This is a genomic window from Bifidobacterium catenulatum subsp. kashiwanohense JCM 15439 = DSM 21854, from assembly GCF_001042615.1.
GTDB classification, from domain to species: domain Bacteria; phylum Actinomycetota; class Actinomycetes; order Actinomycetales; family Bifidobacteriaceae; genus Bifidobacterium; species Bifidobacterium catenulatum.
The window spans coordinates 466947-479764 of the sequence record NZ_AP012327.1; the positions used below are offsets into that span (position 1 = coordinate 466947).

10 protein-coding genes are annotated in these 12818 nt (G+C 57.7%); 5 read left to right on the forward strand and 5 right to left on the reverse strand.

Going from position 1 to position 12818, the window contains the following annotated elements:
* Positions 1 to 21 precede the first annotated feature (21 nt).
* Positions 22 to 1248, forward strand: coding sequence for a bifunctional riboflavin kinase/FMN adenylyltransferase (ribF, locus tag BBKW_RS01965; RefSeq protein WP_033500849.1), 1227 nt, complete (start codon positions 22 to 24; stop codon positions 1246 to 1248).
* A 199-nt stretch (positions 1249 to 1447) separates the two neighbouring features.
* Here the strand turns inward: ribF and radA are convergent, their stop codons facing one another.
* The gene (gene radA, locus BBKW_RS01970) at positions 1448 to 2866 is read right to left on the reverse strand and encodes a DNA repair protein RadA (RefSeq protein WP_033500850.1); all 1419 of its coding nucleotides are present in this window, start codon (positions 2864 to 2866) and stop codon (positions 1448 to 1450) included.
* A gap of 127 nt (positions 2867 to 2993) precedes the next feature.
* Between radA and BBKW_RS01975 the strand changes: the two genes are divergently transcribed.
* On the forward strand, positions 2994 to 3620 hold the full coding sequence (locus BBKW_RS01975; RefSeq protein WP_033500851.1) for a hypothetical protein: 627 nt from the start codon (positions 2994 to 2996) through the stop codon (positions 3618 to 3620).
* Between the two features lie 202 nt (positions 3621 to 3822).
* Positions 3823 to 3912, forward strand: coding sequence for a 30S ribosomal protein bS22 (locus BBKW_RS10040; RefSeq protein ID WP_004268639.1), 90 nt, complete (start codon positions 3823 to 3825; stop codon positions 3910 to 3912).
* Positions 3913 to 4129: 217 nt separating this feature from the next.
* Here BBKW_RS10040 and rpiA read toward each other — a convergent pair whose 3' ends face one another.
* The 3 genes from rpiA to pgm all read right to left on the reverse strand — a co-directional run bounded on the left by rpiA (position 4130) and on the right by pgm (position 8293).
* Positions 4130 to 4828 carry a ribose-5-phosphate isomerase RpiA gene (gene rpiA / locus BBKW_RS01980; protein ID WP_033500852.1) on the reverse strand — a complete coding sequence of 233 codons (699 nt, stop codon included), beginning with the start codon at positions 4826 to 4828 and terminating at the stop codon, positions 4130 to 4132.
* 174 nt (positions 4829 to 5002) lie between these two features.
* Positions 5003 to 6283 carry an RNase H family protein gene (locus tag BBKW_RS01985; protein WP_033500853.1) on the reverse strand — a complete coding sequence of 427 codons (1281 nt, stop codon included), beginning with the start codon at positions 6281 to 6283 and terminating at the stop codon, positions 5003 to 5005.
* A gap of 333 nt (positions 6284 to 6616) precedes the next feature.
* Positions 6617 to 8293, reverse strand: coding sequence for a phosphoglucomutase (alpha-D-glucose-1,6-bisphosphate-dependent) (pgm, locus tag BBKW_RS01990; RefSeq protein ID WP_033500854.1), 1677 nt, complete (start codon positions 8291 to 8293; stop codon positions 6617 to 6619).
* Between the two features lie 321 nt (positions 8294 to 8614).
* Between pgm and BBKW_RS01995 the strand changes: the two genes are divergently transcribed.
* Both BBKW_RS01995 and BBKW_RS02000 read left to right on the forward strand, forming a co-directional pair.
* Positions 8615 to 10699, forward strand: coding sequence for a glucose PTS transporter subunit IIA (locus BBKW_RS01995; protein WP_033500855.1), 2085 nt, complete (start codon positions 8615 to 8617; stop codon positions 10697 to 10699).
* A 27-nt stretch (positions 10700 to 10726) separates the two neighbouring features.
* The gene (locus BBKW_RS02000; protein WP_033500856.1) at positions 10727 to 11593 is read left to right on the forward strand and encodes a PRD domain-containing protein; all 867 of its coding nucleotides are present in this window, start codon (positions 10727 to 10729) and stop codon (positions 11591 to 11593) included.
* A gap of 57 nt (positions 11594 to 11650) precedes the next feature.
* Here BBKW_RS02000 and BBKW_RS02005 read toward each other — a convergent pair whose 3' ends face one another.
* Positions 11651 to 12763 carry a diacylglycerol/lipid kinase family protein gene (locus BBKW_RS02005; RefSeq protein WP_193786581.1) on the reverse strand — a complete coding sequence of 371 codons (1113 nt, stop codon included), beginning with the start codon at positions 12761 to 12763 and terminating at the stop codon, positions 11651 to 11653.
* Between the last annotated feature and the right edge of the window lie 55 nt (positions 12764 to 12818).

Genomic DNA, 12818 nt, shown 5'->3' on the forward strand with positions numbered 1-12818 from the left:
TTCATACACAAGAAGGACATGATGAAGACAATCACGCTCACGCCTGATGCCAGTGGCATGGTGGATTGGCCTACGCTGAGCAACGATAAGAAATCCGTGGTGACCATCGGTTCGTTCGATGGCATGCATCAGGGCCATCAGGCGGTGATTCGCCGCGTGGTGGAACTCGCCAAGAAGGAGCAGTCCTTCTCCGTGGTGGTGCTATTCGATCCGCGCCCTGCATTGGTACACGGTTACGCGGCGAAGAACGGCGGTCAGGAGCCGCCAGTCGACATGGTTGACACGCAAGCGCTCACCAGCATGCAGGAACGTCTTCGCGCCATCAACAAGCTGGGAGTGGATTACACGCTCATCGTGCACTACACACTGGCATTCGCAGCGAAATCATACCGATTCTTCCTCGGCCAGATGGTCGGCAAGCTGGGTATGCGCACTTTGGCGCTCGGCTCCGACGCGGCCATGGGGGCAAATCGCGCCGGAGATGTGAAAGCCATCGAGAATCTAGCGCTCGCTACTGGCGTGTTCCAGCTTGAAGTGGTTGATGATCGAGGTCCCGGAGAGACCCGAGTTCCAGCCAATGCCCAACCGGTTATGCCGACCGGCCACGGCGAGCCGACAGACCCGCTGGAAGGCGCTTCCAAGGCGGAACGCCGCGCATGGAGCAAGAAGAACCAAGCCAAGCCCGTGCGTGTGTGGAGTTCCACGAACGTGCGCTACCTGTTAGGCCAGGGACGCATCAAAGACGCCGACGCGATTCTGGGGCATCCGCACGCCGTGGAAGGCATTGTGGTGCACGGCGAGGAACGTGGACGCACCATTGGATTCCCGACGGCGAATTTGAGTGACAATGTGGCCGGTTATCTGCCGGTTGACGGCGTGTATGCGGGTTGGCTCGTTGACTTGGGGTCGAAAACTGCAGAGAGCGACCATGCGGAAGCAGCGTCCGATGGTATTTCGCAACAGTTTGACTCGTCTTCCGTTGACGCCCGCCTTGCCGATCATTCGCCGTATCGTTGGCCCGCTGCGATTTCCATCGGCACCAAGCCGACCTTCAACGAGGCGACCGGAATGAACGATCGCGTGGTCGAAGCTTACGCCATCACCGACGATTGGCTTGATTTGTACGATCATCAGGTGCGCGTGGAATTTACAGGATTCCTGCGTCCGCAAATCAAGTTCGATTCCGCACAGGATCTGATCGACGAGCTGAAGCGCAATGTCGAGGAAACCAAGCGAATTACTGCCTGATTCTAATCACAATAATAATTACGATAATGACAGTGATTAATGAATGCTGATATTTTCGATAAAAACGTATCAGCATTCAAAAAAATAGTGGGGCTCTTACGTAAGAATCTACGTAAGAGCCCCACTAGTATAGGTTAAAAAATAACATAATGTGTATGCTTCGCGTACATACATGCGAAAACGGTATGTAGGGTGTGTGCTACCGCAACATGGCGCCAAGCGCATCCTGCAATGTGTCGACCTGAACGATCGACAATCCGGGAATTGCGATTTCCCTACGTAATGTCGGCACTACAGCGGTGGTGAAGCCAAGACGGGCAGCCTCGCGCAACCGGTATTCCAGTCGCGGTACCGGACGTACCTGCCCGGTCAACGAAATCTCACCGATCGCACACGTGGTGCGGCCGATCGCCTTCGACTTCGCGGCGCTCGCCAACGCGCCCACAATCGCCAGATCGCAACCCGGCTCGCGTGCCTGACCTCCGGCAATCGTGGAAATATAGAGATCGTTCGCCAGAAGATTGACGTTGCCATGCCTGTATAGCACCGCCACCAGCATGGCGATGCGGTTCGCATCCACGCCATTCGCCGCACGGCGAGGCGTCGGCAATACCGATTTGGTGACCAACGACTGCACTTCGATGGGCAGGCTGCGGTGGCCGTCCAACGTGAACGTCACGCACGTGCCCTCCACCGGAGCGGAACTGGCGGAATTGGAAGACGAAAGAAAAAGCCCAGACGGGTCCGTCACCTCTTCGATGCCTTCGCCGCTCATATCGAAACAGCCGACCTCATCGGTGGGACCGAAACGATTCTTCACCGCGCGCAGCATGCGAAGCGCGGTTTCAGCATCCCCTTCGAACTGGCAGACCACATCAACGAGATGCTCCAACGTGCGCGGACCGGCAATCGAGCCGTCTTTGGTGACATGACCGACCAGTAATACTGGAATATCAAGCGTTTTTGCGGTGTCGATCAGGGCGCTCGCCACTTCGCGCACCTGCGTCGACCCTCCGGAAATTCCGTCGACTTCCTGCGAGACGATGGTCTGCGCGGAATCGACGATGGCCAGCGCAGGCTTGCTTTGCTCGATCAGTCCGAGCACGGTCGACAGGTCGGTGGTGGCGGCCAGTAGCAGATTCGGCTCGACCGCGCCTATGCGTGATGCCCGCATACGCACCTGCGCCTGCGATTCCTCGCCGGAAATATACAGCACCGTGTTGCGTTCCGGTTGCGCCGCGCAAAGACGGGCCACGTTGCCGGCGGTTTCCAGTAGCAGCGTCGATTTGCCGATGCCCGGCTCGCCTGCGATGAGCGTCACGGAGCCGGGTACGATGCCGCCGCCGAGTATGCGGTTGAATTCCGTGAAACCCGTGCTGATTCTGGAAATGTTTTCCGTGCCGATTTCCGTGATGGGCTTCGCAGTGGAAGCGGGCACCGCATGCGATTGCGTGCGCGATGTGCGCCCGGGAGCCGCGGTGCGTTTCGAAGCGGCGGGACGGGCCTCATGAAATTCCTCGATGGTGCCCCACTGGCCGCATTCGGGGCATCGGCCCAGCCATTTCGGGCCGTTCCAGCCGCATTCGGAACATACAAATTGCGAGGACGTCTTTGCCATACCGCCGACAATACGGATATTTTGAGACAAGTGTTCGCCGCGATGTTAAGGGGGTGCTGATGCGGGGGTGCTGCGCTATTGTGTCGTCCGGATTTGAGCGTCTTGCGGATGTGAAAGAATAACAGCCATGTCTAATACGCAAACTTCCTCTTCCCATGGCAAGCTGATTGCGGCTGTCGTTGCCGCCGCTTTGGTGGTTGTACTCGCTTTGGTATCCGCTTTTATTTGGCCCGGCTGGGCGTTGAACAAGGGTGGCGAGGCGCGCTCCCAAGGCACCACTTCTCAGGGAGCGTCGCAGGATGCCTCCGAGCCGACCACGCCGTCCATCGACGCGGTGGCTTTGCCGGATGATGCCAGCGAACTGCTGAAGGCCATGCCTGATGCCGTACTGAATTTCGCACGTACCAAGGCCGCTGCCGGCACTTCTTGGAGCGGCGCATCTCCGGTTGAGGAGTACACGCTGACGTATTCAACCGGCACGGACGGTCAGGAAGTCACTCTTGAAGTGGCGCAGTGGTCCCAGGGCGAGGATGCGCAAAGCCAGTACGACAATCTGACCGGTGCCATGACCGGCAAGGAACTGGGCAGTGGCAATGTGAAGGTTTCCGGCGAGGCTACCGGCGCCTACAGTGCCAAAACCGATCCGAACGATGAGACCAAGGCCATCGCCGTCTGGCGTAACGATACCGTGGTGTTCCAGGCCACTGGTGCCAAGGATTCGGTGCGTCGCTTCTACCAGCAGTTCCCGCTGTGACATTTGGTGGTCGGATACTGGACTCTCATGATGCACGCATGATTTAGTCGTGGCCTATGAGGGTTGTGGTTTATCTAATCTTCCAATAAAGAGGCGTGTGCTTCCACCATATGAATGCGGTTGTGCGCGTTCGTCCCCGAAGCAGTGTAGTATTGGGCAAGTTGCAAACTTTTACCCTTTGAGTTTAAGAACGGAGGCTGAGATGGGCTCGGTCATCAAGAAGCGCCGCAAGCGCATGAGCAAGAAGAAGCACCGCAAACTGCTTCGTAAGACTCGCCACCAGCGCAAGTAGTCTTCAGGCGCGGTTGAGGCGTCGCTTAAACAAAATCCCGTATATCTTTTTTGATGTGCGGGATTTTTGCATATTTCAAGGAGATAAACGAAAATCATGAAAACGAAGTCACAAGCAAAATGCAGCATCAATGTCAATAGATGCAAATGAGGCTGTGCGCTCGATGTGAACGCACAGCCTCATAAGGATTCGCGGAACTTCCGCTACTGCTCTAATCTCACTTGTTGGAGTTGGTGAGCACGCGCGGGCCGTTCGGGTCGCCCACGATGACCTGATCAACCATGTGCAGGAACAGGCCGTGCTCCACCACGCCGACGGTGTTGATGAGGTCGTCGGCCAGAGCTTCCGGGTGTTCGATGCGCTCGAGGTGCAGGTCGACCACATAGTTGTTTTCGTCGGTACGCACCGGCTTACCTTCGGCGTCGAGGCGCAGCACCGGCTTGTATCCGCGTGCTTCGAACCTCTTGACGACCTGGCCCGCGCCGAACGGAATCACCTCGACCGGCAGCGGGAACTTGCCAATGGTGTCGACGACCTTGGATTCGTCCACGATCCACACGATCTTGTTGGAGTTGGTGGCCACGATCTTCTCCCACAGCAGGGCAGCACCGCCGCCCTTGATGCCGTTGAAGTTCTTGTCGACCTCGTCGGCACCGTCAATGGTCACGTCGATGTGATCAACGTCATCGATGTCGACGATTTTGATGCCGTAGCCCTCGGCCTGCTCCTGGGTGCGGCGAGAAGTGGTCACGCCGGTGAACTCCAGGCCTTCCTCCTGTACGCGGCGGCCGAGCTCGTCGACTAGGAAACGCACGGTCGAACCGGTGCCCAGACCTGCGATCATGCCGTTCTGAATCAGCTTGGCAGCTTCGATGCCAGCTGCCTTCTTCAATGCGTCCTGCTGTGCCTTGTCCATGATCCTCCTTCGATATGGGGTTAAGACCGTCTCCATATTATCGGATGTGTTGATTTTTGTGCGTTTGTCGACATGTCTTGGCCGATGATGAGCAATCAATTGCCGACAAATGTTTTCACGAGGTGTTTCACGCACTTCTTTGGATGGGGATATGGGTCCCAGTGCGCGATTCCACTAATTGTGTTTGACTGCGAACGGCGCGTCCTCCAATACCAGTGTGCCATCGCCCTGCACATACCCTTCCACCGCGATGTAGCCGCGAATACGGCGGAGCCTGCCGTCGAACGTAGGACTGGAATTTGGCGGGGGCGTGAAACGAATGGTACCCGACACCGACAGTCCCGAAGGGCTTTTCCGGCGTGGTCGCTGGGATTGTTGCGGTTGTGTCGCCGATTGCGGTGCGTCTGTCAGCGATTCCTGTGTTTCTGGTGATTGCAGGGAGTCGGCGCTTTCATCGGACCGCGTCGCCGATTGCTCGGACTGTGTTGGCTGCAGCGTTCCGTCGGATGTGTTTTCCGCGTCTTCACGCGGGAAATAATCCGTTTTGATCAGCATTTCCGCATACGATTTGCGTGGTGTGGTGGTATCGGATTGCGTAGAGTCAGATGTCGCGGTATCCGATGGCGTGGAGTCGGATACCGCCGTGGCAAGCACTGTGGTCGGTTCCGGCATTTCGTCGGATTCTGCCGGCATTCCGTTGGGAGGCAGCGGCAACGTCGCCTCGTCGGGCGTGGGGTAGCCTTCGGGTTCCACCAGCATGTCCGCTATGGAACGCGGCCGCGGTTCCGGATCGGACGCACCTATCAGATCGTCGGTCAGAGAGCCGCCGGCGGATTCGCCCTGCCCGCGTCCGATATGGTATTCATCCGAAGTGATCTTGCCGTCGAGCAGCATCTGGGCGTCGTCGGGAACATCGATGCCTTGTGAGTATTCGGAAGCCAGCAGCGACTGCCAACCCTCCAAGGGAAGATATCCTTCGCGAACCTTCGAACGGCAATCGCCAGCATAAGTGCGCGCAAGCTCATCCACCTTCTCATTGCCCGCATTGCCGGCATGGCCCTTGACCCATACGAATTTCACCGATCCCGGACGTTTGGAAATCTCGGCGTCGATCGCGCGAATCAAATCCGCGTTCTTCACCGGCTTCTTCTGCGAGTTCTTCCAGCCGTTCTTCTTCCAGCCATGCACCCACGTGGTGGAACAGTTGATCGCATACTGCGAATCGGTTTCGATCACCAACGGTTCGGAACCGGGATGCGCGCGCAGCGCCTCTAACACCGCGCACAGTTCGCCGATCTGGTTGGTGCCGTTCGTTGCTCCGCCGGCGTCGCAATCGCCCTCATGGTGGTGCCCCGGCTTGCCGCCTGTTGCGAGTTCGTGATCGGCCCAACCCCAACCCATCGGACCATTCGGATTACCCAAAGCGGAACCGTCTGTAGAAACCGTAATCGTCATGCCTCTACCCTACGAAAGCCATGCGACTCGCTCCACGTCCGTTCGCAAAGGGAAAGGGCATCCATGCGGGGTGCTAATCGTCCAGACAGAGCATGACCGAAGCCTGGAACACGTCATCACCATAATCGAATGTGGCCGTGCCATGGTGCCGTTCGGCCGTCCTTCGTACGGTTTCGGTGTCCAGACCGGTGCCGCCGTGCTTCGTCGAGACGGGGCCTCCATCGCGTTTTCCAATAGACGACAAAAGGTCCGCCCCATGTTACGGAACGGACCTTTTGCTTGCGTCATGGTCACATATCGACCGCGATTATTGTATGGCGATTAAGCCGAATGTCACTCGGCCAAGGCCTTGTCTACGACTTCGGTGGCTTCGGCGAGCACCTTGTCGAGGGCCTCCGGGGATTCGAAGGACTCGGCGTACACCTTGTAGATGTTTTCGGTGCCGGACGGGCGTGCCGCGAACCAGTTGTTTTCGGTGGTGACCTTCAGTCCGCCGATCTTGGCGTTGTTACCTGGAGCCTCGGTGAGTTTGGCGGTGATGTCTTCGCCGGCCAGCGTGGTGGCAGCAACGTCGTCGCCGGAAAGCTTGGCGAACTTCTGCTTCTGCTCCAATGTGGTCGGGGTATCGATGCGCTTGTACCAGCTTTCGCCGAAGCGTTCCACCTGCTCCTGATGCAGCTGTGCCGGGTTCTTGCCGGTCTTGGCGGTGATTTCCGCAGCCAGCAGATCCGGAATCAGACCGTCCTTGTCGGTGGTCCACACGCGGCCGTCCTTGCGCAGGAAGCTCATGCCGGAGCTCTCTTCGCCGCCGAAGGCGACTTCGCCCTTGAACAGAGGGTCGACGAACCACTTGAAGCCGACCGGAACCTCAACGAGCTTGGCGTCGATGGAAGCGGCCACGCGGTCGATCAGGGAGGAGGAGACCAGCGTCTTGCCGATGCCGGCGCCTTCCGGCCAGCCCGGGCGATTGCCGCCGAACAGATACTCCACGCACACAGCGATGTAGTGGTTCGGGTTCATGACGCCCCAGTTCGGGCATACGATGCCGTGGCGGTCGGCATCCGGATCAGTGCCGCCGACCAGGTCGTACTTGTCCCAAGCGCCGTTGTTAAGGGAATCGACCAGACCCTTCATGGCGTACGGGGAGCTCGGATCCATGCGGATCTTGCCGTCGTGGTCGATGGTCATGAAGCTCCAGGTCGGGTCGACCTGCGGGCGCACCACATCGATGGTCAGGTTGAACTTCTCGTTCATCAGCGGCCAGTAGTTGACGGAAGCGCCGCCGAGCGGGTCGATGCCCAGACGCACGCCGGAGGAACGGATCACGTCGAAGTCGATGACGTTCTCCAGATCTGCGACGTAGTGCTCACGGAAGTCGAAGCGCTCGACCAGATCGGACTTGACGGCCTGTTCGAACGGAACACGCTTGATGTTCTTGAAATCGCCGAGCAGCTCGTTGGCACGGTCTGCGATGGCGTTGGTGACGTCAGCCGGAGCCGGGCCGCCGGTGACCGGATCGTACTTGAAGCCGCCGTCGGTCGGCGGGTTGTGCGACGGGGTCACGACGATGCCGTCAGCCAGGCCTTCGCCGGTGAAACGCTGCGTGCCGTCCGCTGCGCGGTTATGGGTCAGGATGGCCTGAGACACAACCGGGGTCGGAGTGAAGTCGTCTCGGGAGTCGATGCGCACGGTCACGCCGTTGGCGACGAGCACTTCGATGGCGGTCTTCCAAGCCGGCTCGGACAGGGCATGGGTGTCGCGGCCGATATACAGCGGGCCGGTCACGCCAGCCTTCTTACGATATTCGGCGATGGCCTGGGTGATGGCCACGATGTGAGCCTCGTTGAACGAGGTCTTCAGGGACGAGCCACGATGTCCGGAGGTGCCGAAGGAGACACGCTGCTCGGGAACGTTGGGGTCGGGGACGACGTCATAGTACTTGCCGATGACCTCGTCGACATTAATCAGATCTGCTGGGGTGGCGGGCATTCCCGCATTGTTTGCAACCATAGCCACTATTCTGCCACGCTTTTACTGCGAATGTGCGTAATTGTCCCATTATGTGCGATGAATACGTTATCTGTTTATTGCATGTTTGGACGTAAATATAAGAATTTTCGCTAGTGATAGATTGTGTTCTCGGTTGATTTGCGCAATGTCAGATGATGGTGTATAGTTCTGTGCTATTCGACTGAAGCAGGGTTGCTAGTCAACATAATGACGCAAGACCTGAGATATGGCTTAACCATAGCCATATCTCAGGTCTTTTTTGTTGCCCGAAGCAGTGTTGCTTGGATCGAATCGGTTGTAAGGGAAAGAAAGGAAAACAGGATGGCTGGCTCACTTGCATCGCAGATCATCACTGCAATCGGTGGTCCTGAAAACGTTCGCAGCCTGACGCATTGTGCCACTCGACTGCGCTTTGAATTGGTTGACGCATCCAAGGTCGATCAGAACGGTCTCGAGCACATGCAAGGCGTGCTCGGTGCGGTGCCGCAGAGCGGTGACCGTTTCCAGGTCGTCATCGGCGGTGGCGTTGCCACCGTGTACGAAAACATCATGCATCTGCCTGAAATGGCCGGTGTCGGTGGTGCCTCCGCGTCTGGCGATGGTCAAAAGAGCAATGCCGACGTCAAGGCCGAAGCCCGTTCCAAGGCTCGCGGCAAGGTGGCCTGGCTGGACTCCTTCTTCGAGTATCTCGCCGATTCCTTCCGCCCGATTCTGGGCGTGCTGCTCGGCGCTTCCATCATCATCGCGCTGGTCAATCTGCTTATTTCGCTGAACGTTATTCCGAATGACGAGGCCTCCGCAGGCTGGGTGTTCGTGAAGGCCATCTGGAAGGGTGTGTTCTACTTCCTGCCGATCATGGTCGCCTACAACGCGGCCAAGAAGCTTAAGGTCGACCCATGGCTGGGTGGTGCCATCATGGCCATCCTCATGACCCCGCAGTTCACCGGCCTGATGGATGCCAAGACCACCACGTGCGTGGAGAACGCCGCTCTGGGCACCAAGTCTTGCACGGCCAACATATTCGGTCTGCCGATGGCGTTGAGCGACTATTCCGGCAACGTATTCGTGCCGCTGCTCATGGCCGCCGTACTTGCTCTCGTCTACCACGGACTGAAGAGGATCATCCCCGAAAGCGTCCAGCTGGTCTTCGTGCCGTTCTTCTGCATGATCATCGTTGGCGCGCTGACAGCCTTCATCATCGGCCCTATCGGCGTGTGGGTCGGCAACGGCCTCGGCGTCGGCTTGGCCTGGATGAACACCCATGCCCCGTTCATCTTCGCCATCATCATTCCGATGCTGTACCCGTTCCTCGTGCCGCTCGGTTTGCACTGGCCGCTCAACGCCCTGATGCTCATGAACATCCAGACTCTCGGCTACGACTTCATCCAAGGCCCGATGGGCGTGTGGAACTTCGCCTGCTTCGGCACTACCGCTGGCGTGCTCTTCCTTGCTGTGCGTGACAAGGACAAGGCCATGCGCCAGACCGCTCTGGGTGCGCTCGCGGCCGGCCTGCTCGGTGGCGTTTCCGAACCGTCCCTGTACGGCATCCACCTGCGTTACAAGCTCATCTACAAGCGCATGCTGGTGGGCTGCGGTCTCGGTGGCGTCGTCATCGCTATTCTTGGTTGGCTTTTCCCGTCCGTCACCGCCGCCGGCCAGACCGTGCACGGCGTGACCACTACCACCTTCGCATTCACCTCGCTGCTGACCATTCCGGTCTTCAACCAGATGTGGGTGTATGCAGTGTCCATCGCCGTGTCCTTCCTCACCACCTTCCTTCTGATCATCACTTTCGATTACCGCACTCCGGAACAGAAGGCTGAAGTGCTGGCCCGCGCGGCCGCCGATCAGAAAGCCGCTGTCTCGTCTGTCGAAGCCGAGGGAGCCGCTCCAGCTGTTGCCACCGTGACTGCCACTGCTGCCGCCAAGACCGAAGCCCCGGTTGCTGCCACCACCACCGTGGTGAACGCGACGGTCGCCGGTCATGTGATCTCCTTGGACGAAACTGGCGATCCGGTGTTCGCATCCCGCGCGCTCGGCGAGGGCGTCGGCATCCAGCCGGCCGATAGCGAAGTTGTGGCCCCGGTATCCGGCGTGCTGCAGACCGTCGCCGAAACCGGTCACGCATTCGGCATCAAAACCGATGATGGCGTGGAGGTGCTCGTGCACGTCGGCATCGACACGGTGAAGATGAACGGCGAAGGCTTCGATGTGAAGGTCAAGGCCAACGAACATGTGAACGCGGGGGACACCCTCGTTGTCGTCGACTTTGATAAGGTTAAGGAAGCTGGATACAGCACCACCACGTTGATGACGGTGCTGAACACAGTGGCCTTCGCGTCCGTCACGCCAAAGACCGGCGTCGATGTCAAGGCCGGTGAGTCGGTGATCGACATTCAGCACTGACCAATCGCATAGTCGGAAGGGGCCGACGTGGACGTTCTTCGCGTATTCAACAATAATGTCGTACTGGCAAAAGACGGCAATAGTGAGGTGATTCTCACCGGTCGAGGCATAGGCTTCCAAGCCAAGCCCGGACAGCATGTTGATGACACGAAGATCGTCCGTCGGTTCATTCCCGCAGATGGCAAGGATCCCGACCATATGGCCCAACAGGTGGCCGGGATCCCACCCGAAATCATTCGTCTCGTTACGGACGCCATGAACCGCGCAGGTCTGAAGGAACAGGCCGACCGGCAGCCTGCATTGGTGCTGGCATTATCCGACCATATTTGCGGTGCGATTCGCCGATCGCAAAACAAACAGACCATCGAATATCCGCTGGAAGCCGAGGTGCGTTCGCTCTACGCGAGCGAATATGCCAAAGGCAAAGCTCTGGTCGATGCGATGAACACGTATCTGGGCGGCGCCCTGCCGGACTGCGAAGCCGTGGCTTTGGCCCTGCACTTGGTCAATGCGGGCTTCTCCACCGGCGATCTTTCCGCCACATACACCATGACCGGCGTCATCCAGCAAATGCTGACGGTCATCGAAGGCTATTACGGCATCAACCTTGACCAGAACAGCGTCAATGTGGCGCGTTTCATCACGCATCTGCGCTATCTTTTCGTGCGCATCCACCAACATGAACAACTTGATGACGAGCCTGAACCAATCGTGGAATCCATCAAAACCTCATATCCGAAAGCATCGGATTGCGCAAACAAACTCGCGATCATCGTCAAAATGCGATTGAATGCAAGTCTTTCGCAAGCGGAAATCGCCTATCTTACCTTGCATGTCGCACGAGTGACTTCTCATGCGGCGGAATCGCATGAGAATGATAATATCAATGCATAACCTGCATAAAATGCATAATCATCGTAATAAATAATTATTGATAATTACGATTAATAGTTACTGATTTACACTGGTAGTATTGGCTTCGGACGCTTCCGGCACACGCACGCACAACGACTTACGCTCCACACTGAAACGAATATGCTGCGTTTCGGGAAGCATATCGCCGTCAACCTGCGCCAAAACAGGCTTCTCCAACTTGATTTCTGCGCTGACGCCCTGAATCTGGTCAACCGTGGAATTCGTGGAGAACGGACTCTGCTGTGCCTTGCCGGTGATGGTCTGATGCAGCACATCACCAAACAGATTCGCCCAACCGATCAAACCGCCGGACGTGTCAATAATCTCATAATCGAGGATGCCATCATCGTATACGGCGTCGGGCATGAGTGAAAACACCGGAATCTGTCCGCAATTGCCGGCCATGAACGTGCGGAACGTCAGTCCGTGTGTTGTATGCGTGCTGCCATTCGCGCTGGTAATGGTCACGTCGCCCTTGTACTTCGGGGCGAACAGGTTCTTCACGCCCGACACGAAATAGGCGAGCCAGCTGATGTTCTTCTTCAACTCAGGATCGGTGTCGTCGATCATCACCGCATCGAAACCGATGCCTGCGATAATGAGGAACGCATGACCATGATCGGCGTTTTCATCATCGAGCAACGTCAAACGGCCGACATCCACCAAACGCGAGCCGTGAGACGTGGCAACGGTCAACGCAGCATCGATATCATCTACGGGAATGCCCATATTGCGGGCAAACAGATTGCCGGTGCCAATAGGGATGATGCCCAGCGCGTGACCGGTTCCCGAAAGCGCGCTCGCCACCGTGCGCACCGTGCCGTCGCCTCCAACCGCGACCACCACATCGGCGCCATGCTCCAACGCCTCCAACGCACAGGCACGACCATCCTTATCAAGCTGTGTTTCGATATATTCGATCTGCGTAAGATGCTTCGCCTCGCAGAACTCCTGAATATGCTGCTTGCGCTGTTCCGCCTGGGGCTTCGACGGATTGATCACGAACGCATAGTGCACCTGATCGTCGTCGCGTTTGTCGAGCTGCTCGGCAAACCTACGGTGCTTATATGCACGCACCGCGAAAAAGGCGGCCGCGCACACCGCTGCGACCGCAAGAACGACAAGCACAATGATAACTGGCATAGGCATGTCACCTATTTTTCACGTAAGACGTGAAAAAAGCGAATCAAGTACGATTTATTCG

Excerpts from the sequence above, each read along its gene's own strand:
- ribF (WP_033500849.1), top strand. The coding sequence starts at position 22 with ATGAAGACAATCACGCTCACGCCTGATGCCAGTGGCATGGTGGATTGG.
- radA (WP_033500850.1), bottom strand. The coding sequence starts at position 2,866 with ATGGCAAAGACGTCCTCGCAATTTGTATGTTCCGAATGCGGCTGGAAC.
- BBKW_RS01975 (WP_033500851.1), top strand. The coding sequence starts at position 2,994 with ATGTCTAATACGCAAACTTCCTCTTCCCATGGCAAGCTGATTGCGGCT.
- BBKW_RS10040 (WP_004268639.1), top strand. The coding sequence starts at position 3,823 with ATGGGCTCGGTCATCAAGAAGCGCCGCAAGCGCATGAGCAAGAAGAAG.
- rpiA (WP_033500852.1), bottom strand. The coding sequence starts at position 4,828 with ATGGACAAGGCACAGCAGGACGCATTGAAGAAGGCAGCTGGCATCGAA.
- BBKW_RS01985 (WP_033500853.1), bottom strand. The coding sequence starts at position 6,283 with ATGACGATTACGGTTTCTACAGACGGTTCCGCTTTGGGTAATCCGAAT.
- pgm (WP_033500854.1), bottom strand. The coding sequence starts at position 8,293 with ATGGTTGCAAACAATGCGGGAATGCCCGCCACCCCAGCAGATCTGATT.
- BBKW_RS01995 (WP_033500855.1), top strand. The coding sequence starts at position 8,615 with ATGGCTGGCTCACTTGCATCGCAGATCATCACTGCAATCGGTGGTCCT.
- BBKW_RS02005 (WP_193786581.1), bottom strand. The coding sequence starts at position 12,763 with ATGCCTATGCCAGTTATCATTGTGCTTGTCGTTCTTGCGGTCGCAGCG.